This window comes from Microbacterium suwonense, assembly GCF_030296555.1.
GTDB classification, from domain to species: domain Bacteria; phylum Actinomycetota; class Actinomycetes; order Actinomycetales; family Microbacteriaceae; genus Microbacterium; species Microbacterium suwonense.
Genome location: NZ_AP027728.1, coordinates 2,923,407 through 2,948,384 on the forward strand (window position 1 = coordinate 2,923,407; position 24,978 = coordinate 2,948,384).

General features: G+C 69.4%; 22 protein-coding genes and 1 pseudogene. 20 read left to right on the plus strand and 3 right to left on the minus strand.

Annotated features, from left to right (window positions below; genetic code table 11):
- Positions 1-38: 38 nt before the first annotated feature.
- From QUE33_RS14595 to QUE33_RS14610, 4 genes are read left to right on the plus strand one after another with little or no spacing between them, the layout of a single operon-like run.
- Entirely contained in the window at positions 39-968 is a 930-nt protein-coding gene (locus tag QUE33_RS14595) for a carbohydrate ABC transporter permease (RefSeq protein WP_286300952.1), read from the plus strand.
- Positions 968-1,090 carry a hypothetical protein gene (locus tag QUE33_RS14600; protein WP_286300954.1) on the plus strand — a complete coding sequence of 41 codons (123 nt, stop codon included), beginning with the start codon at positions 968-970 and terminating at the stop codon, positions 1,088-1,090. The genes QUE33_RS14595 and QUE33_RS14600 overlap by 1 nt, the downstream gene beginning before the upstream one ends.
- Complete coding sequence (locus QUE33_RS14605) at positions 1,069-1,872, plus strand: carbohydrate ABC transporter permease (RefSeq protein ID WP_286300956.1); 804 nt, start codon at positions 1,069-1,071, stop codon at positions 1,870-1,872. The genes QUE33_RS14600 and QUE33_RS14605 overlap by 22 nt, the downstream gene beginning before the upstream one ends.
- 3 nt (positions 1,873-1,875) lie before the next feature.
- Positions 1,876-2,538, plus strand: a complete 663-nt coding sequence (locus QUE33_RS14610) for a DUF624 domain-containing protein (protein WP_286300957.1) — start codon at positions 1,876-1,878, stop codon at positions 2,536-2,538.
- Between the two features lie 34 nt (positions 2,539-2,572).
- Here the strand turns inward: QUE33_RS14610 and QUE33_RS14615 are convergent, their stop codons facing one another.
- Positions 2,573-3,589 (minus strand): hydroxyacid dehydrogenase, encoded by a 1,017-nt coding sequence (locus tag QUE33_RS14615; protein ID WP_286300958.1) that lies wholly within the window; start codon positions 3,587-3,589, stop codon positions 2,573-2,575.
- A 139-nt stretch (positions 3,590-3,728) separates the two neighbouring features.
- Here QUE33_RS14615 and QUE33_RS14620 point away from each other — a divergent pair, with 139 nt between their 5' ends.
- The 11 genes from QUE33_RS14620 (at position 3,729) to QUE33_RS14670 (ending at position 16,306) form a co-directional block, all read left to right on the plus strand.
- The gene (locus QUE33_RS14620) at positions 3,729-5,582 is read left to right on the plus strand and encodes a heparinase II/III family protein (protein WP_286300959.1); all 1,854 of its coding nucleotides are present in this window, start codon (positions 3,729-3,731) and stop codon (positions 5,580-5,582) included.
- A complete protein-coding gene (locus tag QUE33_RS14625; RefSeq protein WP_286300961.1) occupies positions 5,579-6,679 on the plus strand; it encodes a substrate-binding domain-containing protein in 1,101 nt (366 codons plus the stop codon). Before QUE33_RS14620 ends, QUE33_RS14625 begins: the two co-directional genes overlap by 4 nt.
- 219 nt (positions 6,680-6,898) lie before the next feature.
- Positions 6,899-8,524, plus strand: a complete 1,626-nt coding sequence (locus QUE33_RS14630; RefSeq protein WP_434019633.1) for an MDR family MFS transporter — start codon at positions 6,899-6,901, stop codon at positions 8,522-8,524.
- Between the two features lies 1 nt (position 8,525).
- Complete coding sequence (locus QUE33_RS14635; protein ID WP_286300965.1) at positions 8,526-8,963, plus strand: MarR family winged helix-turn-helix transcriptional regulator; 438 nt, start codon at positions 8,526-8,528, stop codon at positions 8,961-8,963.
- 121 nt (positions 8,964-9,084) lie between these two features.
- A complete protein-coding gene (locus QUE33_RS14640) occupies positions 9,085-9,582 on the plus strand; it encodes a MarR family winged helix-turn-helix transcriptional regulator (protein WP_286300966.1) in 498 nt (165 codons plus the stop codon).
- 226 nt (positions 9,583-9,808) lie between these two features.
- Positions 9,809-10,963: a Gfo/Idh/MocA family protein gene (locus tag QUE33_RS14645; protein ID WP_286300968.1), complete on the plus strand. Its 1,155-nt coding sequence runs from the start codon at positions 9,809-9,811 to the stop codon at positions 10,961-10,963.
- On the plus strand, positions 10,960-12,132 hold the full coding sequence (locus tag QUE33_RS14650; protein WP_286300970.1) for a dihydrodipicolinate synthase family protein: 1,173 nt from the start codon (positions 10,960-10,962) through the stop codon (positions 12,130-12,132). Before QUE33_RS14645 ends, QUE33_RS14650 begins: the two co-directional genes overlap by 4 nt.
- A gap of 134 nt (positions 12,133-12,266) precedes the next feature.
- Entirely contained in the window at positions 12,267-13,127 is an 861-nt protein-coding gene (locus QUE33_RS14655; RefSeq protein WP_286303177.1) for a sugar phosphate isomerase/epimerase family protein, read from the plus strand.
- Positions 13,128-13,207: 80 nt separating this feature from the next.
- On the plus strand, positions 13,208-13,957 hold the full coding sequence (locus QUE33_RS14660) for a sugar phosphate isomerase/epimerase family protein (RefSeq protein ID WP_286300972.1): 750 nt from the start codon (positions 13,208-13,210) through the stop codon (positions 13,955-13,957).
- Between the two features lie 62 nt (positions 13,958-14,019).
- Entirely contained in the window at positions 14,020-15,096 is a 1,077-nt protein-coding gene (locus QUE33_RS14665; RefSeq protein WP_286300974.1) for a LacI family DNA-binding transcriptional regulator, read from the plus strand.
- An 85-nt stretch (positions 15,097-15,181) separates the two neighbouring features.
- Complete coding sequence (locus QUE33_RS14670) at positions 15,182-16,306, plus strand: glycerate kinase (protein WP_286303178.1); 1,125 nt, start codon at positions 15,182-15,184, stop codon at positions 16,304-16,306.
- 217 nt (positions 16,307-16,523) lie between these two features.
- On the opposite strand, the gene pgm is transcribed toward QUE33_RS14670, so the two are convergent.
- Positions 16,524-18,167 (minus strand): phosphoglucomutase (alpha-D-glucose-1,6-bisphosphate-dependent), encoded by a 1,644-nt coding sequence (gene pgm / locus QUE33_RS14675; RefSeq protein ID WP_286300976.1) that lies wholly within the window; start codon positions 18,165-18,167, stop codon positions 16,524-16,526.
- A gap of 115 nt (positions 18,168-18,282) precedes the next feature.
- Here pgm and pheA point away from each other — a divergent pair, with 115 nt between their 5' ends.
- Positions 18,283-19,227, plus strand: coding sequence for a prephenate dehydratase (pheA, locus tag QUE33_RS14680; protein ID WP_286300977.1), 945 nt, complete (start codon positions 18,283-18,285; stop codon positions 19,225-19,227).
- A 12-nt stretch (positions 19,228-19,239) separates the two neighbouring features.
- Here the strand turns inward: pheA and QUE33_RS14685 are convergent, their stop codons facing one another.
- Entirely contained in the window at positions 19,240-20,295 is a 1,056-nt protein-coding gene (locus tag QUE33_RS14685) for an LLM class flavin-dependent oxidoreductase (RefSeq protein ID WP_286300979.1), read from the minus strand.
- 160 nt (positions 20,296-20,455) lie between these two features.
- Here QUE33_RS14685 and QUE33_RS14690 point away from each other — a divergent pair.
- The 4 genes and pseudogenes from QUE33_RS14690 (at position 20,456) to QUE33_RS14705 (ending at position 24,901) form a co-directional block, all read left to right on the plus strand.
- Positions 20,456-21,564: pseudogene (locus tag QUE33_RS14690) on the plus strand (ROK family transcriptional regulator).
- A gap of 91 nt (positions 21,565-21,655) precedes the next feature.
- Positions 21,656-22,768: an ABC transporter substrate-binding protein gene (locus QUE33_RS14695; RefSeq protein ID WP_286300981.1), complete on the plus strand. Its 1,113-nt coding sequence runs from the start codon at positions 21,656-21,658 to the stop codon at positions 22,766-22,768.
- Between the two features lie 58 nt (positions 22,769-22,826).
- A complete protein-coding gene (locus tag QUE33_RS14700) occupies positions 22,827-23,645 on the plus strand; it encodes an ATP-binding cassette domain-containing protein (protein ID WP_286300983.1) in 819 nt (272 codons plus the stop codon).
- Complete coding sequence (locus QUE33_RS14705; protein ID WP_286300985.1) at positions 23,642-24,901, plus strand: sugar ABC transporter permease; 1,260 nt, start codon at positions 23,642-23,644, stop codon at positions 24,899-24,901. Before QUE33_RS14700 ends, QUE33_RS14705 begins: the two co-directional genes overlap by 4 nt.
- Positions 24,902-24,978: the final 77 nt, after the last annotated feature.

Consider the following 24,978-nt stretch of genomic DNA (forward strand, 5'->3'; position numbering starts at 1 on the left):
GGCCGATGCAGGAATCCGCGCATGATGAAGGAATCCCGATGACCCGCACCATCGCACCCGAGGCGCCCCTGGGCCGGTCGCCTCGCCGACGCCGCTCGGCGCGCGTGCGCCGCAGCACCCTGATCGGCTGGACGTTCATCCTGCCGAACTTCGCCGGCTTCGCGGCCTTCACCCTCGTGCCGGTGGTGATCCTGTTCTACATGGCGTTCACCAACTGGAACGTCTTTGGCAAGGCCGATTGGATCGGCCTTGCCAACTTCCAGCGTCTGCTCGGCGACAACAGCTTCCGCAATGCGTTCTGGAACACCATCTACTACTCGGCGATGCACATCCCGCTGACCATCGTCGTCTCGCTCGGGCTCGCGCTGCTGCTGAACAACAAGCTGCGCGGCGTGGCCTTCTTCCGCACCGCGGCCTTCTTCCCCTACATCACCTCGATCGTCGCGATCGCCGTGGTGTGGAACCTGCTGTTCAGCCCCGACTTCGGCCCGATCAACGCCGTGCTGCGCGCGATAGGGATCGAGAACCCACCGGGATGGCTGACCTCGAAGGACTGGGCGCTGCCCGCCGTGGTGATCGTGAGCACCTGGCGTGACATGGGCTACTACATGATCCTGTTCCTGGCCGGCCTGCAGACCGTGCCGCGCGAGCTGCACGAGGCCGCGCGCGTGGACGGTGCGAACACATGGCAGCGGTTCGTCAACGTGACCCTGCCATGCCTGCGTCCGACGATGTTCTTCGTCACCGTCATGCTCACGATCAACTCGCTGAAGATCTTCGACCTCATCCTGGTGATGACCGAGGGCGGACCGGGGCAGGCGACCATGGTGCTCTCGCAGTTCATCTACCGCAAGGGCTTCGAGGAGTCGCAGTTCGGCTACGCCTCGGCGGCCGCGGTGGCGTTGTTCTTCCTGTGCATCGTCGTCACCATCGCCCAATTCCTCTGGAACAAGAGGAGGAGCATCTGATGACGCAGACCCAGCTCATGGTCACGGGCGAGAAGCGGATGCGGCGCCTCTCCGACCCCGTTCCCCCGGCGGCCGTCGCGGAGCACGACGGGCAGGACGCGTGTTCGGCTACGCGGCGCTGATCGTCTTCGCCATCGGCCTGCTCGCCCCGTTCGCCTGGATGCTGCTGAGCTCGCTGAAGTCGTCGAACGAGGTGTTCTCGGCACCGATCGTCTGGTGGCCTGAGACCTTCGTCTGGCAGAACTACGTCGACATCTGGGCCAAGTCCGGGATGATGGTCTGGATCCGCAACACCCTGCTGCTGGCCGTCGTGGTCACGTTCCTGCAGGTGCTCACCGGATCGTTCGCCGCCTACGGCTTCTCGCGGATGCGGTTCCCCGGCCGAGACGTGCTGTTCCTCGCGTACGTCGGCACGATCGCCGTGCCGTGGCAGTCGTACATGATCCCGCAGTTCATCCTGCTCTCGAACCTGAAGGTGTCCAACACCCTGTGGTCGATCATCCTGATCCAGGCCTTCGGCGCCTTCGGCGTGTTCCTCATGAAGCAGTATTACGAGACCATCCCGGAGGAGCTCAGCGAGGCGGCGCGGATCGACGGCCTCAGCGAGTACGGCATCTGGCGGCGCATCATGGTGCCGCTGTCGGTGCCGGCCATCGCGAGCCTGGCGCTGCTGACCTTCGTGAACACCTGGAACGACTACCTGGGGCCGCTGATCTACCTGCGCAATCCCGATCTGTGGACGATCCAGCTGGGGCTGAAGAGCTTCGTGTCCAACCTGTACGACACGAACTACGCGCTGCTGTTCGCGGGACTGTGCATCTCGGTCGTCCCGATCGCGATCATCTTCATGCTCGGCCAGAAGTACTTCGTCGAGGGCATCGCCACCAGTGGCATGAAGGGCTGAACCATGAAGCGCGTCACGCACGACACCTGGGCGGCGATCCTGGGGATGCTGTACCTCGGGCTGATGGTGAACCTGCTCCTGCTCGTGACGGCATCACCGCTGGTGGTGCTGCTGATCACGACCGATCCGATGCGCTCGTGGCCGCTGATCGCGGTGGTGGCGCCCCTTGCGGCGCCCGCGCTCACCGCGGCGTTCGGCACCTTCCGGGCGTACGGCGAGGGCGAGACGCAGGTGGTGCGCACGTTCCTGGCGGTGTGGCGCGACACGCTGCGCAAGGCGCTCGCACTGGGCGCGATCGTCGTGGGTGCGGCCGTCGTGCTGCTGGTCGATGTGCGCGCACTGTCGGACACGACCGCGTCGGTCGTGGTCGTGCCGGTGCTGCTGCTGCTCACGCTGCTCGTGGCGGCCACCGGGCTGCTGGGTGCCGTCGCGCTCGCCGAGGTGCCGGCTGCCCGCCTGCGCGATGTGCTCCGCGCCGGCCTGTACCTGGGTGTGCGGCGCTGGTACTTCCAGCTGCTGTCCTTCGCGGTGCTCGGCGTGCAGCTGGGCGTGTTCGCGAGCATGCCGGCGATCGCGATCGGACTCACCGCGGCCCCCGCGCTGTACGTGGCCTGGGCGAACGGCCGCTACTGCCTTCGCCCGGTGCTGGACGAAGCGCCGGCGTGAGCGTGGTCTCTCAAGGGCGTGAGGAAACGGGCGGCTACGCGCTGCGGCCGAGGGAGGCGGAATCCATCGGGTGGAGCAGCGGGGCATCCGCGGCGTATGCGGCGAGCTCGTCCAGGGCGGAGTCGGTGAGCCTGCGCGTCTCCGTGCCCAGGGATCCCGCCAGGTGCGGCGTGATCGCGACGTTGGGCAGCTCGAGCAGCGGCGACGAGAGCGGCAGCGGCTCGGGGTCGGTCACATCCAGGATCGCGTCGATGCGCCCGGTGCGGCATTCCGCGAGCAGGGCGTCGTGGTCGAGCAGTGCACCACGGGCGGTGTTGATCACCGTTGCGCCGTCGGGAAGCGCCGCCAGCTCTGCGGCCGAGATCATGTGGTGCGTCGACGGCAGCGCCGGCGCGTGCAGCGAGAGCACGGCCACCCGGGGGAGCATCTCAGGCAGCGGCACGAGCTCCGCTCCCGCCGCGGCGACCTCCGCGGGGTCGGCGAAGGGGTCGGCGACCAGCACCCGCAGTCCGGAGAACGGGCGCAGCAGATCCACGACGCGCCGGCCGATGCGGGAGAAGCCCACCACGCCCACGGAGCGGTCCAGGTTGCCGATCGTATGCTGGCGCAGGTTGCCGCCCCAGTCCGCCTCGCCCAGTGAAGGGGTGCGCACCTGCACCAGTGCGCGCTTGCCGGCCAGCAGGATGGCGGCGAGGGTGAACTCGGCCACCGGAACGGCGTTGGCGTCGGCGGCGGTGGTGATGCGGATGCCGCGCTCCCAGAACTCCGCCGAGACGAGGTGGCGGATGCTGCCGGCCGCGTGGAAGACCGCGCGCAGTCGCGGCATCCGATCCAGCAGCGGCGCGTCGAAGCGCGGCGCCCCCCACGACGTCACGAGCACCTCGGTCTCGGCGAGCAGGCCGTCCAGTGCCGGATCCGACAGGTCGGCGATGTGCATCGGCGTGCGCACATCCGCCAGGGCGGCGAACCTCGCGCGCCGGGCGTCGTCGAAGAGCAGCTCGAACGTCTCGGTCGACATGACCGCGTGTGCCCGGGGGCGGGATGGGGGCATGTGGTTCTCCCTCGAGGTTCGCGTGGCCGTCCCCTTGTGTGAGAGGGCACTCCCAGTGAAGACTGATCATCCATTCATACGCAACTGATTCGAAAGCAATAATTCTCACTCGAACATGAAGATTCAACCAGGAGGACGGATGCTGATCCGCCGAGGCGCGCTGCTCGACCTCTGGTCGCACAGCGAAGCGGCCGACGACGCGATCCTCGCTGCGCCCGCATCGGACCGGGTGTTCTGGGACGGAGTCGATGAGCGCACCCGCCTGCTGATCATCGGCGAGGCCGATCGGCTGCGCGACGCCGCCTGGCCGCAGCCGCGTCTGCAGGACTGGAGCGCATACCCGCGCACGGGCGATCGCTCGGCGTACGAGCACGCCCTGTTCCTGCGCAACCGGCGCACGCGGCTGGCGGTTCTCGCCGCCGCCATCGAGCCGACCGAGGAACGACTGCTCGAGGCCGCAGACGGCCTCTGGCTGAAGGTCGAGCAGTCCACCTGGTGCTGGCCCGCGCACGACGACGTGTTCTCGCGGGGGCTGCGGGTGCCCGATCCCCGGCATCCGTTCGTCGATCTCGGCGCCGGAGAGGACGTCGCCCTGCTCGCCTGGTCGACTCTGCTGATCGGCACGGAACTGGAACAGCACGCTCCCGGGCTGCGCGAGCGGCTGGGGCATGAGGCGCGCACGTGCGTGCTGGAGCCGTTCGTCGAACGCGCCTGGCACTGGGAGGGCGACGAGGGGCACGTGCACAACTGGGCGCCGTGGATCCACGGGAACCTGCTGGTGGCAGCCGTCGCGTTCGCCGCGCCGCCGCTGCGCGCGCGGGTGATGGACCGCTGTGTGGACGGTCTGGATCGCTATCTGGCCCAGCTCCCCGCCGACGGCGCCATCGACGAGGGCTTCGGCTACTGGTGGCAGGGTGCGGGCCGGGCATTCGACGCGCTGGCGGTGCTGGACACACTCACCGACGGGTCAGTCGCCGCCGAGACGCGCGACGGTGCGCTGGCCCCGCTCGCGGAGCTGGCGAGATTCCCGCAGCGGATGCAGGTCGGGCCGGGCTGGTTCGCCAGCTTCTCGGATGCCGAAGCCCGCGCCGACGAGGGCACACCCTGGCATGTGCTGCACCGTGCGGCGATGCTGTGCGGACTGCCGGAGGTCGCGGAGTTCGCCCTGGCAGAGCGCGCCGGACGGGAGGAGCCGTCGCTGTGCGGACTGGACGAGGGCGTGCACGCGGGCCTCGGCCGCATGCTCGCGGAGATCTCCGATCTGAGCTCCGGCGTCGTGCCAGCGCAGCATCCGGCATCCGCTCCGCCTGCGGCGCAGCCGCGCGCGAAGGACGGCGTCTTTCTCGCCTCGATCGGCGTCGGCATCCGTGAGCGGGCGGGCCTGACCGTCGTCGTCAAGAGCGGGCACAACGGCGAGAACCACAATCACAACGACCTCGGCTCCATCGCCGTCGCCGTCGACGGCATCCCGTTGCTGCCCGACCTGGGGCGTGCGACCTACCGGGCCGAGACCTTCTCAGACCGGCGCTACGAGCTGTGGAACATGCGCTCGGACTGGCACAGCACGCCGCTTCCGCGTGGCGCGGCGCAGCTGCCCGGAGCGCAGTGGCGGGCCGGCGCCGCCGTCATCGACGACGGATGGCGCCTGGACCTGACTGAGTCGTACCCCGGACGGGAGCGCTGGATCCGCACCGTGCGCGTGACGGATGCCGGGATCAGCGTGCGCGATGAGAGCGAGGTCCTCGCCGATCCGGCGACGCGGATCGTCGTGGTGTGCGCGGGAGCGCCGGAGCGGGCGGGCGACGGCGTGCGCGTGCCGGGCCGAGCTGGGGCCCGCGATCTGCTGCTGAACTTCGAGGCCGCTGACGTGCAGTTCGAGACCGTGGAGGTCGACGACCCGTACCTGCGGCGGTCGTGGGGAGAGCGGGTGACCCGGATGCTGTTCGCACCGGCATCCGCACGGATGTGGGAGATGAGGGGAGAGGCACGATGACGGAGTCGGAGTCGCGGCCGGTGTTCGGGATCGCCCGGCGCGAGCGCATCATGGACGAGCTGCGGGTGGCCGGAGCAGTGCGCGTGGCTGACCTGGCCCGGGAGTTCGGGGTGTCGGAGCTGACCATCCGGCGCGACATCGGTGAGCTCGCCGATCGCGGTCTGGTGACCCGCGTGCACGGCGGCGCGACGCTGCGCAGTCGGCTCGACACGACGGTCGCGCCCCGTGCGTCGGCGGCCGGGCCGCGTTACCGGGTGGGGATGGTGGTGCCGTCGCTGAACTACTACTGGCCGCAGATCGTGATCGGCGCGCGCGCCTCGGCCACCGAGCTCGGCGTGCAGCTCGTGCTGCGCGGCGCGAGCTACGAGGCGGCCGATCAGCGCCGCCAGATCAGCTCGATGGTCGATTCCGGCGGCTTCCACGGCCTGATCGTCGCGCCCGAGAACCAGGGCCCGGACGGGCACGCCCTGCTCAGCTGGCTGGAGCAGCTGCCCGTGCCCGTGGTGCTCGTCGAGCGCCAGGCCCCGGCATCCCTCGGCCTCACCCGGCTGGAGTGGGTCAGCAGCGACCACGTGTACGGCGGCTATCTGGCCGCAGCGCACCTGGCGGCGCTGGGGCACCGGTCGGTGGGCATCCTCACGTCCGAGCGTTCGCCGACATCCTGGCAGCTGCGCCGGGGATGGGCGAAGGCCGTCGACGAACTGGGGCTGCACGAGACACTCGATCTGAATGCGGCGCTCGATCACATGGAGGGTCCCGAGCGCACCGTGCTGGTGGAGTCGATGCTCGACCGGCTGCGTGAGACCGACACGACGGCCATGCTGATCCACTCCGACCCACAGGCGCTGCTCGTGCAGCAGAACGCGCTCGATCGGGGCTGGTCGCTGCCCGAGGATCTGTCGCTGATCGCCTACGACGACGAGGTCGCCGAGAACGGCGCCCCGCCGATCACCGCGCTGCGCCCGCCCAAGCAGCATGTCGGCCGGCGTGCCGTCGAGGTGATGCTGGCACGGCTGGCCGAGGGGCCGTCGCGCCCGGTGGAGCGCGTGCAGGTGATCCCGGTGCTGCATCCGCGGGAGTCGACCGCCGCGGTGTGATCGGGTGCCCGGTGCGGGAAGGAATCGGGCGCCCTGTGCGGGAATAGTTGATCGAGGGCAATGGTTGAGGAACATCAACTAATCGTGTATCGTTGACGAAGATCAACCATCTCTCTGTTCAGGAGCATTCCCCTTTTGACTTCCATCGCACCATCCTCGACCGACGCCGTGCGCTCGGCCCGCGAGGTCTTCACCGCGATCTCCGGCCTCATCGTCGGCATGTTCGTCGCCGTGCTCTCCGGCACGGTCGTCTCGACGTCGCTGCCCGTCATCATCGCCGACCTCGGCGGAACCCAGGCGCAGTACACCTGGGTCATCACCGCGAGCCTGCTGGCGACCGCGGTCACCACCCCGATCTGGGGCAAGCTGGCCGACCTCGTCGACCGCAAGGTGCTCGTGCAGCTCTCGCTGGTGCTGTTCACCGCCGGCACCGTGATCGCCGGATTCTCCACCGACACCAACATGCTCATCGCCGTGCGCGTCATCCAGGGTGTCGGCGTCGGCGGCCTGATGTCGCTGGTCATGGTCGCGGTCGCCCTGATCATCTCCCCGCGCGAGCGCGGCAAGTACATGGGCGTCGTCGGCGGCATCATGGCCCTCGCAACGATCGGTGGCCCGCTGCTGGGCGGCTTCATCACCGACGTCTGGGGCTGGCGCGCCAACTTCTTCGTCGGCGTCCCCTTCGCCGTGATCGCCCTCATCCTGCTGCAGGTCACCTTGCACCTGCCCAAGCCGCAGAACGTCAAGGTCTCGATCGACTACCTCGGCATCGTGCTGCTCATGGTCGGCGTCTCCGGGCTGCTGATCTGGGTGTCGATGGGCGGCTCGCAGTTCGACTGGAACTCGGTCACCAGCTACGCGCTCGCGATCGGATCCGGCATCGCCATCATCGCCTTCGTGATCGTCGAGATCGTCGTGAAAGAGCCGATCATCCCGATGTCACTGTTCCGCAACCGCACGTTCACGCTGTCGGTGGTCGCCTCCATCGCGATCGGCGTCTCGATGTTCGCCACCGCGGTGTTCCTGGCCCAGTACTTCCAGCTGGCCCGCGGCGCCACACCCACCGAGTCCGGTCTGATGACGATCCCGATGATCGTCGGGCAGATGGGCGCCTCGATCATCATCGGGCAGCTGGTCAGCCGCTTCGGCAAGTGGAAGGGCTGGATGCTGCTGGGCTCCGCGCTCGCCCTGGTGGGCGTCAGCTTGATGTCGACGCTGCGCTACGACACCCCGTTCGTCCTCGTCGCGACGTACATGTTCGTCCTCGGCGCAGGACTCGGCATGGTCATGCAGAACCTCACCCTCATCGTGCAGAACGACACCCCGCCGCAGCAGCTGGGTGCCGCCTCGTCGGGCGTGAACTTCTTCCGCACCATCGCCGGCACGATCGGCGTGACGATCATGGGCTCCATCCTCGCGACCAACGTCGCCACCTACATCAAGGACGGGCTCGGGAAGTTCGTGCCCAGCTCCGCCGATGAGGTCGAAGCGCTCAAGCACCTCGCCTCCGGCAACGTGCCGAGCGTGGGCGACCTGCCGCACAGCATCCGCACCGTTGTGGAGTCCGCCTACGGCCACGGCGTCGCCGATGCCTTCATGGTCGCCATCCCGCTGGCCGTGATCGGGGTGCTCGCGATCGCGTTCATCCGCAACAAGCCGCTGTCGACGAAGAACTCCGCCGAGCAGCTGCGTGAGCAGGCCGAGGAATCCGCGATCGACGTCGCCGGCGCCGAGGTCGGGGCCACGACGGGCAGCGTGCGTGTCGTGGATGGGGCGGCAGCAGCGCACGCCGGTTCGGTGATGCTGCTCGAGCGTGAGGAGCCGGAGTCGGAGCAGGAACGCTGACATGGTGTCCGAGACCGCCGACGACGTGCTCGCGGACTTCCAGGGGCATCTGAACCTGATCTTCGCGCGCGCCCGGACGCTGTGGAAGGAGTCCGCACTGCGGGTGCATCCCGACCTGCAGCCTTCTGGCTACAAGCTGCTGGCGTACATCGCCCGCACCGGCGACGCGAACGCGCATCGGTTGGCCGAGTTGTTCGAGATGGACAAGTCGCTGGTGAGCAGGCAGATCCGGATGCTGGAGGATGCCGGCCTTCTGCAGTCGCGTCCCGATGAACGCGACGGGCGTATGCGCGTGCTCACCTCGACGCCGGCGGCCGACCAGGTGCTCGCCGAGCTGCGTGCCGAGAACGCCGAGCGGATGCGATCCGTGCTCGCTGAACTGACACCCGAAGAGGTGGCGGCCGCGTCGAAGGCCTTCCGGCTGCTCGCCGAGATCTGACGTCCGTGGTGTCGGGCCTCGACGGCACGGCCCTGACGCTCACAGCGCCGGCTCCCGGCATCCGCTGCGCGTGCCCCCGGCTCCCGATCGGAGCCGGGGGCTTCGCCGTAAACTGACGCCTATGAGCACCCAGCCGGATGATACCGCCGCGCCTTCCGGGGCCGGCGAGTCGGCCGCGGCCGGGGCGGGCGCCGTGCGCCGCGACGAGGCCGTCATCCGGGTGGAGCGGGAGTTCGGGCGGCTGTTCGCCCGCATCCGGATCGGCTGGCGGGAGGCGGCGGCGACGGTGCATCCCGAGCTGCCGGCGCTGGGGTATCAGGTGCTCGTCTCGGTCATCAGCGAAGAGGCGACCACCGCGGGGAAGATCATCGAGCGCCTGCAGGTGGACAAGTCAGTCGTCAGCAGGCACGTGCGCCAGCTGACCGAGCTCGGGCTGGTCGACAGCATCCGCGATCCCGACGATCGGCGTGCGCGCAAGCTGGTCGCCACCGATCTCGCGAAGGAGCGCGTCGCGATCGCGCGCGCCAACTACGAGGGCCGCATCGGCGAGCGGCTGCGCACCTGGTCGGCCGACGACCTCGATCACTTCGCCGACCTGCTGCACGCCCTCGGGGGCTGACCCTCCTCAGAACCCGTCTATTTGGCGCCCATGCACGCGACACGCCGGTGAAGGTGTGCACGAGCGCCAAATAGACGGGGTTGCGGGACGGGGTTGCGGGGCGGGGTTGCGGGGCGGGCTCGGGGTTGGTGCTTGCGCTGGCGTCAACGGCTGGCTACGCTGTGGGAAAGCGCTTACCGACATCGCCGGGGCGCGACAGACTCCCGAACGACAGAACGGAACCACCATGGCGAACGTGCGCGAGATCGGCATCATCATGAACGGCGTCTCCGGACGCATGGGCTACCGGCAGCACCTGGTGCGCTCGATCCTCGCGATCCGCGACCAGGGCGGCATCGAGCTGCCCGACGGTTCGAAGGTCACCGTCAAGCCGATCCTCGTCGGCCGCAATGAAGAGAAGCTCGCCGAGCTCGCATCCCGGCATGGCATCGACGACTACACCACCGACCTCGACGCAGCCCTCGCCGACCCGCAGTGGGAGATCTACGCCGACTTCCTCGTGACCAAGGCTCGCGCCAGCGCGATCCGCAAGGCCATCTCCGCTGGCAAGGCCATCTACACCGAGAAGCCCACCGCCGAGTCGCTGGACGAGGCGCTCGAGGTGGCACGCCTGGCGAAGGATGCCGGGGTGAAGACGGGCGTCGTGCACGACAAGCTCTACCTGCCGGGTCTGCAGAAGCTCAAGCGCCTGATCGACTCCGGCTTCTTCGGCCGCATCCTCTCGGTGCGCGGCGAGTTTGGCTACTGGGTGTTCGAGGGCGACTGGCAGCCCGCGCAGCGCCCGAGCTGGAACTACCGCACCGAGGACGGCGGCGGCATCATCAGCGACATGTTCCCGCACTGGAACTACGTGCTCGAGAACCTGTTCGGCGAGGTGCGCTCGGTGTACGCGCAGGCAGCCGTGCACATCGCCGATCGCTGGGATGAGAAGGGCGAGCACTACGACGCCACCGCCGAAGACGCCGCCTACGGCATCTTCGAGCTGGAGGGCGGCATCATCGCCGAGATCAACTCCTCGTGGACGGTGCGCGTGAACCGCGACGAGCTCGTCGAGTTCCAGGTCGACGGCACGCACGGATCAGCCGTGGTGGGACTCTTCGGCGCCAAGATCCAGCCGCGAGGCGCCACCCCCAAGCCGGTCTGGAATCCCGACATCGAGGACACGCACGACTACGACGCCGACTGGCAGCAGGTGCCGACGAACGAGGTGTTCCTCAACGGCTTCCGTCAGCAGTGGGAGGAGTACCTGACCTCGTACGTGCTCGGCACCGACTACGCCTTCGACCTGCTCGCCGGTGCCCGCGGGGTGCAGTTCGCCGAGGCGGGCCTCGCCTCCAGCGCCGAGGGGCGCAAGATCGCGATCGAGAAGCTGTCGCTGTGAGCACGATCCGTCTGCTGTCGGCATCCGGTGGGCTCTCGGATGCCGAGCTGAACGACTCCGGCGGGCGCACCCGGCCGGCCACGCCGCTGCGCTCGCGCGTCGCCTACGCGGCCGCGCATGTCGTACCCGTCGTGTGGGGCGACAACACCCCGGAGCGGCCCGCCGACATCGACTGGGATTCCACGCTCGCGTTCCGGCGGAACGTGTACTCGTGGGGGCTGGGCGTGGCGGATGCCATGGACACCGCGCAGCGCAATATGGGGCTGGATGCCGCGGCGACCCGCGAGCTGATCGCCCGCAGCGCCCAGGTGGCGCGCGAGGAGGGCGGCTCGGTGGTCGTGGGCGTCAACACCGACCACGTCGAGGATGCCGTCATCTCGCTGGATGCCGTGATCGACGCGTACCGCTCGCAGCTGGAGTTCACCGAAGAGCAGGGCGCGGGGCCTGTGCTGATGGCATCCCGTCACCTCGCCCGGGTCGCGACGAGCGCCGACGACTACCGCCGCGTCTACCGCGAAGTGCTCTCGCGTGCGACGACCCCGGTCGTGCTGCACTGGCTGGGAACCGCGTTCGACCCCGAGCTGGCCGGGTACTTCGGCTCCTCCGAATGGCCTGCCGCATCGGAGGTGCTGCTGGATATCATCGCCGAGAACCCCGGCAAGGTCGCGGGCGTGAAGATGAGCCTGCTGAACGCCGAGAGCGAGATCTCGGTGCGCTCCCGGCTGCCTGAGGGCGTGCGAATGTTCACCGGCGACGACTTCAACTACGTCTCGCTGATCGGTGGAGACACGGTCGGGGAGGGCGACGGGCACTCCGACGCCCTGCTTGGTGCCTTCGCGGCGATCACACCGGTGGCATCCGCGGCGATCCAGGCGCTGGATGCCGGAGACGCGGCGGCGTACCAGCGCATTCTCGGACCAACCGAGGAGCTGAGCCGCCAGGTGTTCGCCGCGCCCACGTTCTACTACAAGACCGGCGTCGCGTTCCTGGCCTGGCTGAACGATCACCAGCCCGCGTTCCAGATGGTCGGCGGCCTGCACTCCGCGCGCAGTCTGCCGCACCTGTCACGGATCGTCGAGCTGGCCAACGCCTCGCTCGCCCTGGAGAACCCCGAGCTCGCGCGTGAGCGCTGGCACGGCATGCTGCGACTGAACGGAGTGGACGCATGAACGCCCCCGACTCGCCCGCGCCCGGCTCGCCCGACCTCGCCTTCACCCCGGCCTCGCCACAGATGTCGGCGCAGAAGACGGATGTCGGTCGAAAACCGGCCGAATCCGCCGACATCCGTGATTTGAGCCGACAAGTGTCGGCCGACCCCCGCCTGTCGATCAACCAGGCGACCATCAAGCACGCCGACCTCGCCACCGCGCTGCGGGTGACGGCGGATGCCGGGGTGCAGTCCATCGGCCTGTGGCGCGAACCGGTGAACGAGGTCGGCCTCGACACAGCCGCACGGATGCTGGCGGATTCCGGTCTGCGCTTCTCCAGCCACTGCCGGGGCGGATTCTTCACGCTGCCCGAGGGCCCCGAGCGCATCGCGGCTCTGGATGACAACCGCCGGGCGATCGACGAGACCGCGACGCTGGCCGCCGCCGGTGCCGAGGGGTCCGCCGCCGTGCTCGTGCTCGTCGCCGGTGGCCTGCCGGAGGGATCCCGCGACCTCATCGGCGCCCGCGAGCGCGTGCGGGATGCACTCGGCCGGCTGGCGCCTTATGCGCAGAGCGCCGGGGTAACTCTGGCGGTCGAGCCCCTGCATCCGATGTACGTGTCCGATCGGGCCGTGGTCTCCACGCTCGGTCAGGCTCTCGACATCGCATCCGACTTCCCCTCCGAGGTCGTCGGTGCGGCGGTGGACACCTTCCACATCTGGTGGGATCCGCAGGTGCTCGAGCAGATCGCCCGCGCCGGATGCGAGGGCCGCATCGCCACCTACCAGGTGTGCGACTGGGCCACGCCGCTGCCCGCCGATGTGCTGCTCGCCCGGCACTACATGGGCGACGGGGTGATCGACTTCGCCTCGCTCACCCGCGCGGTGGTCGACACCGGCTACACCGGCGACATCGAGGTGGAGATCTTCAACGCCGACATCTGGGCCGACGACCCGGCCTCGGTCGTCGCGCGCACTGCGCGGTCCTTTACCGAGGCGATCAGCCCTCATCTGTGATTTCGTGTAGCTCAAGTTGCTGCGACGCGGGCCCAGACGGAGCAATTTGCGCTACATCAACGGACGGGGAGGAGAACCCGATGCGACCAGGACTGTGCTCGGTGACGTTCCGGCAGCTCACACCGGAGCAGATCGTGCCGCTCGCGGCGGATGCCGGGCTCGAGGTGATCGAGTGGGGCGGCGATGTGCACGTGCCGCCGGGCGATGTCGCGCGGGCAGCGCAGGTCGCTCGCGTGACGACGGATGCCGGGCTCGCCGTCTGCTCGTACGGCTCCTACTTCCGTGTCGGGGCCGACGAGGTGCTCACCCCGATCCTCGACAGCGCCGAGGCACTCGGTGCGGATCGGGTGCGCATCTGGGCCGGTCGCGTCGACTCGGCGGATGCGATGCCGGAGGAGTACGCGCGGATCGTCGGGCGGCTGCGGGAGGCCGCAGCCGAGGCATCCGACCGCGGAATCACCCTCGCACTCGAGTATCACCGGGGCACGGTGGCCGACGACCCGGATGCCGTGCTGCGCCTGCTCGCAGACGTCGGCAGCGCGGCGCTGTCGACGTATTGGCAGCCGTCGGTCGGTGCGGCGGACGCCGACGCACTCGCCGAGTTCGACGCACTGGCCGCGCACACCAGTGCCGTGCACGTGTTCTCGTGGTGGCCGGATGCGGAGCGCCTGCGCCTGCACGAGCGGGAGGAGCTGTGGCGGGGTCTGTGCACCGCGGCATCCGCTCTGCCCGCACCGCCGCGCGACGCACTGCTGGAGTTCGTGCCCGACGACGACCCTGCCCTGCTCGCCTCGGAAGCGGCGACCCTGCGCCGCTGGCTCGCCGCATGACACAGGCTGCGATGCGATCCGATACGGGAGGGAGAAGCGGTGCCCATCGATAGGCTCGACCTATGACCGCTGACGGCCTGCGCACGAGCGCAGCTCCCACCCTTCACGACGTCGCGCGGGTCGCAGGCGTCTCCCTGGCCACGGCGTCGCGGGTGCTGAACGGCTCGGAGCGCAAGGTCGCCGACTCGTTCCGCGTGAAGGTCGAGCTCGCGGCCGCCGAGCTGGGGTACACCCCGAACATCTCCGCGCAGGCGATCGCCCGCGGAACCTCACAGGTGATCGCGCTGCTGGTCGCCGACATCGCCGACCCGTATTTCGGTCTGATCGCCTCGGGCGTCGCGCGTGGCGCCGACGAGGAGGGCCTGGTCGTCACGGTCGCGATCACCGAGCGCGAACCCCAGCGCGAGGTGCGCATTCTGCATGCCCTGCGCGGACAGCGACCGCGCGGAGTGATCCTGGCCGCATCCCGTGCCACCGACGGGGGATCGAGCTCCGGAGGCACCGCAGCGGGTGCCGACGACGAAGACCGTGGTGCGAACGCCGGAGTCGCCGAGGAGCTCGCCGCGTTCCGGGCGCTGGGCAGCCGCACCGTCACCTTCGGGCCCGGCGGTGATCGCAGCGTCCGCATCGATAACCGCGGCGGCGCCGAGCAGCTGGGGCGCGCGATGTCGGCCCTCGGCTACCGGCGCGCGATCGCGATCGGCGCGGCAGAGGGCATGCGCACCTCCGATGATCGCCTCTCAGGATTCACCGCCGGATTCGCGACCGGCGGCGGCGAAGTCGTTCGCGTGCACCGTGGCGCGTTCCAGCGCGAATCGGGGGCGGCGGTGATGGCGGACGCGCTGAAGGAGGGCGTCGACGAGGGCACACTGGTCTTCGCGCTGAGCGATGTCATCGCAATCGGCGCGATGACCGCGATCCGCGAGGCCGGCCGCACGGTGGGCGCCGACATCGCCGTGTGCGGGTTCGACGACGTGCCGGTCAGCCGCGACGTCTCCCCGCAGCTGACCACCGTGCACGTGCCGCTCAGCGAGCTCGGCTACCAGGCGTTCCGGGCCACCGTGGATGCCGACTGGACTCAGCCCGCCCTGGACCTCGAGGTGCTCGTACGCGACAGCACCCCCGGAGTCGGGCGATGACCGACGCTCCAGGTCGCAATGGATGCCGCTTCGTGGCGGATTCAGCGGCCATTTCTGCGACCTGGACGTGGGGGAGAGCTCTCTGATGCGCGTCGTCTTCGCACCCGACAGCTTCAAGGGCACGATCACGGCGGCGGAAGCCGCGCGGGTGCTTGCTGACGCGTGGCGCGACGTGGACCCAGAAGCGCAGATCGTGCTGCGTCCGATGGCCGATGGCGGAGAAGGCACCGTGGCCGCGTTCGCTGCGGCTGTGCCGGATGCCGAGCGGATGCCGATCATCGTCACCGGCCCGGCCGGCGTGCCAGTCGACACCTCGTGGCTGCTGCTGCAGGCATCCGACGACGCCCCGCACGGCACCGCCGTGATCGACCTTGCCTCGACGTCGGGCATCGAACTGCTCGACCAGCTGCGCCCGTGGGACGTCGACACGACCGGCTTCGGCCAGGCTGTCGCCGCGGCACTCGACCACGGCGTCTCGCGCCTCGTGCTCGGAATCGGATCCAGCGCGTCCACCGACGGCGGCACCGGGATGCTGCGCGCCCTGGGTGCGCGATTCCTCGATCGGGCCGGCCAGTCGATCGCCCCCGGTGCTCGTGGTCTCTCGGCACTCGCGAGCGTCGACCTGAGCGCACTGCGTGCGGCACCGGAAGTGCTCGTGCTCACCGACGTCACCAACCCGCTCACCGGCCCCCGCGGCGCCGCCGAGGTGTTCGGCCCGCAGAAGGGGCTGACGGATGCCGCAGATCGTGCGGCCGCCGATGCCGGCTTGGCGCGGCTGGCGGAGCTGCTCGACCTCGACGCCACGGTTCCCGGAGCCGGTGCGGCCGGAGGAGTCGGCGGCGCCCTGGTCGCCTGGGGTGCCCGGCTGCTGCCCGGCGCGGAGGAGGTCGCCCGATTGATCGGGCTCGCGGATGCCGTCGCCGGGTCCGACGTGGTCGTGACCGGCGAAGGATCCTACGACGGACAGTCCGGCGACGGGAAGGTTCCGTCGTTCGTCGCGGCGCTCGCCGCGAATGCCGGCGCGCGCGCAGCGCTGGTCGCCGGGCGGATCACCACGGATGCCGACACGGGGCCGTTCGCTGTATCGGTGTCTCTGACCGAGCTCGCCGGATCCCCGGCATCCGCTCTTGCCGAGCCCACCCGCTGGCTGCACGAGGCCGGCCGGAGGCTCGCCCGCGACCTGCCTGCCCGCGACCTGCCTGCCCGCTGACGCCGTCCGGGCGCCCTTCCTTCTTGCTTCACGTGGCGCAACACGCCGTATCGTCCCGGGGCGTCACGGCGTGTTGCGCCACGTGAGCGGAGAGAGACGGCAGCGTGCAGCGTGCAGCGTGCAGCGTGCAGCGTGCAGCGCCGAGACCGCAGCGTGCAGCGCCGAGACCGCCGCGTGCAGCGCCGTGACCGCCGCGTGCAGCGCCGTGACCGCCGCGTCAGCCGCCGAGCGCCTCACTGACCACGGCCCGGGCCTCCTCCTGCACCTTCGCCAGGTGCTCCGGGCCGCGCAGGCTCTCGGCGTACAGCTTGTAGACGTCCTCGGTGCCCGACGGACGCGCGGCGAACCAGGCGTGCTCGGTCTGCACCTTCAGGCCGCCGATCGCGGCGCCGTTGCCAGGGGCGTGTGAGAGCTTCGCGGTGATCTCCTCTCCGGCCAGCTCCGTTGCCGAGACCGCCGATGGAGCAAGTTTGCCGAGCACCGCCTTCTGCTCCGGCGTCGCGGGTGCGTCCACGCGCTGGTAGGCGGATGCGCCGAATGCCTCCTCCAGCTCGCGATAGCGCTCCGACGGCGACTTGCCGGTGACGGCGATGATCTCCGCAGCGAGCAGGCAGAGCAGAATGCCGTCCTTGTCGGTCGTCCACACGCTGCCGTCGTGCCGCAGGAACGACGCCCCCGCCGACTCCTCGCCCCCGAACGCGACCGAGCCGTCGAGCAGCCCCGGCACGAACCACTTGAACCCGACCGGCACCTCCAGCAGCTTGCGGCCGAGTGACTCGGCGACGCGGTCGATGATCATCGACGACACGAGGGTCTTGCCGACGGCGGCATCGCGCGACCAGGAGGCGCGGTGCGAGAACAGGTAGTCGATCGCGACGGCCAGGTAGTGGTTCGGGTTCATCAGCCCGGCATCCGGAGTGACGATCCCGTGCCGGTCGGCATCCGCGTCATTGCCGGTGAGCACGTCGTAGTCGCCCTTCTTCGCGACCAGCGACGCCATGGCCGACGGCGAGGACGGGTCCATCCGGATCTTCTCGTCCCAGTCCAGCGTCATGAAGCGCCAGGTCGGGTCGACCTCGGGGTTCACGACGGTCAGGTCCAGGCCGTGCCTCTCGGCGATCAGCGCCCAGTACTCCACCGATGCCCCGCCCAGCGGGTCGGCGCCGATGCGCACACCGGCGCGCTTGATCGCGTCGAGGTCGATGATCGAGGGCAGGTCACTCACATATGCGTCACGGAAGTCGTACTGCCCGATCGAGTCGTCGTCGATGTCGGCGTGGGGAGTGCGCTTGACGCCGTCCAGCCCGGCCTCGATCAGCTCATTGGCGCGCTGGGCGATCCAGCCGGTGGCATCCGTGTCTGCCGGCCCGCCGTGCGGCGGGTTGTACTTGAAGCCGCCGTCGCGGGGAGGGTTGTGGCTCGGGGTGACGACGATGCCGTCGGCGCGTCCCGGATCGGATGCTGCAAGAGCACGGTTGTAGGTGAGGATGGCGTGGCTGAGCGCCGGAGTGGGCACCCAGGAGTCGCGCGAGTCGACGCGCACGTCGACGCCGTTCGCGATCAGCACCTCGATCGCGCTGCGTTCGGCGGGCAGCGAGAGCGCGTGGGTGTCGCGGCCCAGGAACAGCGGCCCGGTGATGCCCTGGGCGCTGCGATAGTCCACGATCGCCTGCGTGGTGGCGAGGATGTGATCCTCGTTGAAGCTGTTCGTCAGGGCGGAGCCGCGATGGCCGCTGGTCCCGAACACGACGCGCTGAGTGGGCACGGTCGGATCGGGGTGCCGGTCGTAGTACGCGGCGATCAGCTCGTCGACATCGATGAGGTCGTTCTCCTCCGCGGGGAGGCCTGCTCGGCTCGTCATGAGATCAGTCTGCCTCGCGCATCCGACATGCGCATCCTCTGCGTCATACGGATGCTGTGATTCGCCGGAATACGGATGCTGCGATCGGCCGGAACGGGCGGACTAGGCTTGCGGGGTGACCGAACGCCGCACCTACAGCTATCTGGGCCCTGCTGGAACCTTCACCGAGGCGGCACTCGATCAGGTGCCCGAGGCACGTGGACACGAGTGGAAGCCCGTACACAACGTCGGCGAGGCGCTCGCCGACGTGCTGGAGGGCCGCAGCTATGCGGCCATGATCGCCATCGAGAACTCCATCGAGGGCGGCGTGTCGACCACGCAGGACGCGCTGGCCGTCAACCCGGGGCTGCGGATCATCGGGGAGTACCTGGTCAAGGTGAACTTCGTGCTGGTCGCCGCGCCGGGCACGAAGCTCGAGGACGTGCGGGTGATCGCCGCGCACCCCGTCGCCTACGCCCAGTGCCATAGCTGGCTGGGTGCGAATCTGCCCGAGCACGCGCATGTGCCGGCGGCGAGCAATGTGGCATCCGCTCTGGGGATCCTCGACGGATCCCTGCCGGCACAGGCCGCGATCGCGGCACCCGGGATCGTGCAGCATGAGGACCTGGAGGTGCTCGCCGAGCAGATCGGCGACAACGACAACGCGGTGACGCGCTTTGTGCTCGTCGCACGCACGGTGGCCGCAGGCGAGCCGACCGGAGCCGACAAGACCTCGCTGATCGTCGAGCTGCCCGACGACCGGCCCGGCGCGCTGCTGGGGATGTTGGAGCAGTTCTCCACGCGCGGCATCAACCTCTCGCTCATCGAGTCCCGTCCGATCGGGGACGAGCTGGGCCGGTATCGTTTCGTGCTCGACGCCGACGGCCACATCCACGACGAGCGCATGGCGGACGCGCTGCTCGGCATCCGCCGATTCAGCCCCCGCGTCGTCTTCCTCGGCTCGTACCCCCGTGCCGACCGCCGGATCGTGCAGTACCCCGATCGCTATGCCGACGAGATCTTCGTCGAGGCCCGCGACTGGCTGCGCGGACTGATCGCCGGGGAGCCCGACGAGTCCTAGTCAGAAGGTCGGTCACGACAGGAGCAGCTCCAGGGTCTGCACCCGGCCGGGAGTCGCGTCGAGCGGCTCGGAGTCGAAGGAGCCCGCCACGGGGGAGAGCATGATCTCGTCGACGTCGTGCGCGGCGGCGAACGCCGTGAGCGAGGCCTGCACCTCTTCGCCGGAGCCCACGAACCAGTTCGAGACCATGCCATCGATGAGGGTCTGCTCGCCGGCATCCGCCGCCGCAGTCAGGCCCCGCTGAGCCTGCTCGACCGTCTCGAGCGCGCCGAGCGGCAGGTTGCGGCGCAGCCGCGCCATCATGCGCAGCTGCGGCAGGGCGCGGGCCTGCGCCTCCTCGTCGGTGGGCGCGGCGACGACGTTCGCGGTGAGGAAGGTGCGCGGCTCGGGCAGGGCCTCGCTGGGCTGGAACCCCGACCGGTACAGGTCCAGCGCACGCTGCAGCCCGGTGCCGGCGAAGTGGTTGGCGAACACGTAGGGCAGCCCGAGCGACGCCGCCAGCTGCGCCGAGTAGTCGCTGGATCCCAGCAGCCATATCTCGGGAGAAGCGGATGCCGCGGGCGTCGCGCGCACGGTGTACTCGCCGCCGCTGGTGAACTGCACGCCCGCGCCCTCGGCGCGGAGCATGAGCGAGATGTCCTGCACATGCGAGGGGAACCGCTCCACATCGCCCGTCGTGCCGGACTGCCGCAGCAGCTGGGTGATCACCGGATCGCTGCCGGGCGCCCGCCCGATGCCGAGGTCGATGCGACCGGGCGCGATGGCCTCGAGCGCGGCGAACTGCTCGGCGACGATGAGCGGCGCGTGATTGGGCAGCATGACGCCGCCGGATCCGATCCGGATGCGGGAGGTGCGCGACGCCGCAGCGGCGATCAGCACCGGGGGAGAGGTGGATGCCACCGCAGGCATGTTGTGGTGCTCGGCGAACCAGTAGCGCCGCAGCCCCAGCTCGTCGGCGCGCTGCGCGAGCGCCATCGAGGAGGTCACCGCCTGTGCGGTGGTCTGGCCGGTGCGCACCGGAACCAGATCGAGGACGGAGAGGGCCGGGGGCGTGGCGGAAGCATTCATCGCCGGATGCAACACGCCCGCGTGCGCGGGCATTCCGGATGTCGCATGCAGCCGATGATCGCGCTCCGCGCCCGCACGCCGGTAAGGTGTCGTCGTGGCATCACAACGGCGTCCTCCCGGATCACAGGCTTCACTGCGTGAAGCCAATAGACGTCGCGTCGTGGCCGCGATCAAGAAGCAGGGCAGTCTCACGCAGGTCGAGCTGGCGGCGGCGACGGGGCTCTCTGCGGCATCCGTGTCGAACATCGTCAAGGAGCTGGCCGCAGCGGGAGTGCTGCGCACCGCCCCCAGCATCCGCAGCGGGCGTCGTGCCACTCTCGTGTCGTTCGCCCGCGCGGTCGGACTGGTCGCTGGCATCCACGTCGCCGCGCGCCAGCTGCGCGTGCTCGTCGCCGATGTCAACGGCACCGTCCTCGGCGAGAACCACATGCCGCTCGCGCGGGATCACCGCGCTGACAATGAGCTGGATCGTGCGTCGCTGCTGCTGGCCGACATCCTCTCGAACCTCGAGTCCGGCTTCGATGAGCTGCGCGGCGTGGGCGTGGCGGTGTCGGCCCCCATCGACCGGGCATCGGGCCGGGTGGCCGGGCGCGGGATCCTGCGCGGCTGGACCGGCGTGGACATCGTCGAGGTGGTGCACCGCCGGCTGCGCCAGCCCGTCTTCCTCGACAACGCGTCGAATCTCGCGGCGCTCGCCGAGACGCGGCTGGGTGCGGGACGCGGTCGGCAGAACCTCATCTTCCTCGACGTCGGCGAGGGCGTGGGGGCTGGCCTCGTGCTGGAGGGCCGCGTGCTGCGCGGCCACAACGGCACCGCGGGAGAGCTCGGCCACACGGTCATCATCGAGGACGGTCCGCTGTGCCGATGCGGAAACCGCGGATGCCTGGAGGCGATCGCCGGGGGCCTGCGATCCTCGAGAAGCTCGGCGACGCCGGCGGGATCACCAAGATCAGCGATGTCGTGGTGCGGGCGATGGCGAACGACGGTGACTGCATCCGCGCCCTGGCCGAGGCGGGCCGTCACATCGGGCTCGCCGCCGGCAATCTGTGCAACCTCTTCGATCCGGAGCGCATCGTGGTCGGGGGCGACCTCGCCCGGGCCGGTGAGCTGCTGCTCGGGCCGATCCGCGTGGCGATGGAGCAGACCGTCGTCGGCGACGGCACCGTCGTGCCCGACGTCGTGCAGGGGCAGCTCGGCATCGGTGCGGCCGCGCGCGGCGCGGCAGTGCGGGTGATCGACGAGATGAATGTGCGGGAAACGACGTTGTGAACAGATTGAATTCAAGTCTTGACGTCAAGGCGTGAATCCTGCCATGCTCAGGTAGTCGCCGAAGTGGTCGACACAGCAATGGAGGTTTTCGATGAAGAACACGACCAAGCGGGCGCTGGTGGCAACAGCCGCGCTCGCGCTCTCGGTGGGCATGCTCTCGGCATGTTCCAACGGCACGCAGACGGGTGATGACGGCACCGCCGACAACTCCGACAGCAGCGCGGCCAAGATCGGACTGCTGCTCCCCGACAACGTCACCGAGCGCTACGCCAGTGCCGACAAGCCCTACTTCGAGGAGCGCGTCAAGCAGTTGTGCGATGACTGCACCGTGCTGTTCGCCAACGCCGACGGCGACGCCTCGAAGCAGCAGCAGCAGGCCGAGTCGATGCTCACCCAGGGCGTCGATGTTCTGGTGCTCGACCCGTTCGACGGCAAGGCCGCCGCGGCGATCGTGAACCAGGCGAAGTCCAAGAACATCCCGGTCATCTCGTACGACCGCCTGATCGACAGCGGCGATGTCTCGTACTACGTCTCCTTCGACAACGAGAAGGTCGGCGAACTGCAGGCGCAGGCGCTGGTCGACCGGATGAAGGAGCTCGGCCTTCCCGATGACTCCGGCATCATCATGGTCAACGGCTCGCCGACCGACCCGAACGCCGCGCAGTTCAAGAAGGGCGCGCACAGCGTCATCGACGCCTCGAGCCTGACCGTTCTCGCCGAGTACGACACCCCCGGATGGGAGCCGCCGAAGGCGCAGGACTGGGTCTCGGGCCAGGTGACCAAGTTCGGCAAGCAGATCACCGGCGTCTACGACGCCAACGACGACACCGCGGGCGGTGCGATCGCGGCGCTCAAGGCCGGTGGAATCACCCCGCTGCCTCCCGTCACGGGTCAGGATGCCGCACTCTCGGGCATCCAGCGCATCCTCGCGGGCGACCAGTACATGACCGTCTACAAGGCGTTCAAGCCCGAGGCGTACCAGGCGGCTGAGCTCGCCGTCGCGCTCACCAAGGGCGAGTCGCCGAAGGCGGATGCCACGGCCGACACCGCCAGCGGCGTCGCGGTCCCGTCCTTCCTGCTGACGCCGGTGGCCGTCACCGTCGACAACATCAAGGACACGGTCGTCGCCGACGGTCTGTACACGATCGACCAGATCTGCACCGCGGATTACGCTGACGCGTGTGCCGAGCACGGTCTGAAGTGATCCGATCCGCGGTGCCGGCGTCACGCCGGCACCGCGGCCTCACAGCGAAGGAGCCGCAGTGGCTTTAGCATCCGATCTCGACGAGCCGCACGACAGCGTCCGCGAGCCCGTCCTCTCGATCCGAGGTGTCTCGAAGGGGTTTGGCGCCGTCCGAGCCCTGACCGACATCGATCTCGACGTCTACCCCGGCGAGGTCGTCGCCCTCGTCGGCGACAACGGCGCCGGCAAGTCCACCCTGGTGAAGATCCTCGCCGGCGTGCATCCCGCCGACAGCGGCGTGATCACGTTCAACGGCGCACAGGTCTCGATCCCCTCGCCGACCGAGTCGCGCGAGCTGGGGATCGCCACCGTCTTCCAGGATCTGGCACTGTGCGACAACCTCGACGTCGTCGCGAACCTGTTCCTCGGTCGCGAGCGCGGCGGGTTCATGGTCGACGAGGAGCTCATGGAGCAGCAGGCGTGGGAGCTGCTGCGGCAGCTCTCGGCCAAGATCCCCTCGGTGCGCATCGCCGTGGCATCCCTCTCCGGCGGCCAGCGGCAGACCGTCGCCATCGCGCGCTCGCTGATCGGCGAGCCGCGCGTGGTGATCCTGGACGAACCCACCGCCGCACTGGGCGTCGCCCAGACCGCAGAGGTGCTCAACCTCATCGAGCGTCTGCGCGAGCGCGGACTCGGTGTCATCCTGATCAGCCACAACATGGCCGACGTGCAGGCGGTCGCCGACCGGGTCGTGGTGCTGCGGCTCGGCCGCAACAACGGCGTCTTCCGCACCTCCGATGTCAGCTACGAAGACATCGTCGCGGCGATCACCGGAGCCACCGACAACCCCGTCAGCAGCCGCAGCGCGGCCCAGTCGAGCGAGAAGGACGCAGAATGAGCGAGCAGAAGGACAACTCAGCGCCCACGACCATCGCCGTCGACCTGCAGGACGAGCGGGTGATGCGCGGCGAGGGCCTGCGCGGCGTGCTCAGTGGCTTCGGCACCCGCATCCGCACCGGCGACCTCGGCTCGCTGCCGGTGTTCCTGGGACTGATCGTGATCTGGATCGTCTTCCAGATCCTCAACCCGCGGTTCCTCTCGGCGACCAACCTCGTCGACCTCACGCTGCAGTGCGCGGCGCTGGGTGTGCTCGCACTGGGCGTGGTGGTGGTGCTGCTGGTCGCACAGATCGACCTGTCGATCGGGTCGCTCGCCGGACTGTCGTCGGCGATCCTCGGCGTCACCTTCGTGAACATGGGCTGGCCGATCTGGGTGTCGGTGCTCGTCGCGCTCGCGGTCGGGGCGGCGATCGGCTACCTGTACGGGTTCCTGTTCACACGGTTCGGGGTGCCCACCTTCGTGGTGACACTGGCTGGGCTGATGGGATTCCTGGGCCTGCAGCTGTGGGTGCTGGGGCCGACCGGAACCATCAACCTGCCGTACAACTCCTGGATCGTGCAGTTCGCGACGACCTGGTTCCTGCCGCCGTGGCTGGCCTACACGGTCGCCGGGCTCGTGGTGCTGGGGATCGTGCTCAACGACGTCACCAAGGCGCGACGCCGCACCAAAGCGGGCCTGTCCACAGGACCCGCGTCGCTCATCGTCATCAAGGCGGTGGTCATCGCCGTCGTGGCAGCGGTGGCGATCACCTGGCTGGCCACCAACCGCGGTGTGGCGGTGTCGTTCCTGCTGTTCATCGTGCTGGTGGCCATCATGGCGCTGCTGCTGACCCGCACCCGCTGGGGCCGCTGGGTATACGCGGTGGGCGGCAACGAAGAGGCCGCCCGTCGCGCCGGCATCAACGTGAAGGCGATCTACATCTCCGCGCTGATGGTCGGCACGGTGCTGGCCACCCTCGGCGGGCTCATGCTGGCGGCGCGTCTGACGGCGGCGAGCATCTCCACCGGTGGCGGCACGACGAACCTGGTCGCGATCGCGGCGGCGGTGATCGGCGGGACCAGCCTGTTCGGCGGGCGGGGCTCGGCCTGGTCGGCGCTGCTGGGCATCGTCGTGATCCAGTCGATCTTCAACGGTCTGACGCTGCTGAACCTGCAGTCCGATGTGCAGTTCATGGTCACCGGCGGCGTGCTGCTGCTGGCCGTGATCATCGACTCGCTCTCGCGGCGCTCCCGCGCTCAGCACGGGCAGTCCTGATTTCACGAAACGCTCTGCCCTCGGCATCCGTGATGCGGGTTCCGAGCGGGACAGCGACGACGGGCCTCAGGGCCGTG

Bases quoted from the DNA above. Each gene is read 5' to 3' on its own strand.
- QUE33_RS14670 (WP_286303178.1), top strand. From the start codon at position 15,182: ATGCGCGTCGTCTTCGCACCCGACAGCTTCAAGGGCACGATCACGGCG.
- QUE33_RS14635 (WP_286300965.1), top strand. From the start codon at position 8,526: ATGGTGTCCGAGACCGCCGACGACGTGCTCGCGGACTTCCAGGGGCAT.
- QUE33_RS14615 (WP_286300958.1), bottom strand. From the start codon at position 3,589: ATGCCCCCATCCCGCCCCCGGGCACACGCGGTCATGTCGACCGAGACG.
- QUE33_RS14600 (WP_286300954.1), top strand. From the start codon at position 968: ATGACGCAGACCCAGCTCATGGTCACGGGCGAGAAGCGGATGCGGCGC.
- QUE33_RS14620 (WP_286300959.1), top strand. From the start codon at position 3,729: ATGCTGATCCGCCGAGGCGCGCTGCTCGACCTCTGGTCGCACAGCGAA.
- QUE33_RS14695 (WP_286300981.1), top strand. From the start codon at position 21,656: ATGAAGAACACGACCAAGCGGGCGCTGGTGGCAACAGCCGCGCTCGCG.
- QUE33_RS14660 (WP_286300972.1), top strand. From the start codon at position 13,208: ATGCGACCAGGACTGTGCTCGGTGACGTTCCGGCAGCTCACACCGGAG.
- QUE33_RS14625 (WP_286300961.1), top strand. From the start codon at position 5,579: ATGACGGAGTCGGAGTCGCGGCCGGTGTTCGGGATCGCCCGGCGCGAG.
- QUE33_RS14705 (WP_286300985.1), top strand. From the start codon at position 23,642: ATGAGCGAGCAGAAGGACAACTCAGCGCCCACGACCATCGCCGTCGAC.
- QUE33_RS14645 (WP_286300968.1), top strand. From the start codon at position 9,809: ATGGCGAACGTGCGCGAGATCGGCATCATCATGAACGGCGTCTCCGGA.
- QUE33_RS14640 (WP_286300966.1), top strand. From the start codon at position 9,085: ATGAGCACCCAGCCGGATGATACCGCCGCGCCTTCCGGGGCCGGCGAG.
- QUE33_RS14685 (WP_286300979.1), bottom strand. From the start codon at position 20,295: ATGAATGCTTCCGCCACGCCCCCGGCCCTCTCCGTCCTCGATCTGGTT.
- QUE33_RS14595 (WP_286300952.1), top strand. From the start codon at position 39: ATGACCCGCACCATCGCACCCGAGGCGCCCCTGGGCCGGTCGCCTCGC.
- pgm (WP_286300976.1), bottom strand. From the start codon at position 18,167: ATGACGAGCCGAGCAGGCCTCCCCGCGGAGGAGAACGACCTCATCGAT.
- QUE33_RS14665 (WP_286300974.1), top strand. From the start codon at position 14,020: ATGACCGCTGACGGCCTGCGCACGAGCGCAGCTCCCACCCTTCACGAC.
- QUE33_RS14630 (WP_434019633.1), top strand. From the start codon at position 6,899: ATGTTCGTCGCCGTGCTCTCCGGCACGGTCGTCTCGACGTCGCTGCCC.
- QUE33_RS14610 (WP_286300957.1), top strand. From the start codon at position 1,876: ATGAAGCGCGTCACGCACGACACCTGGGCGGCGATCCTGGGGATGCTG.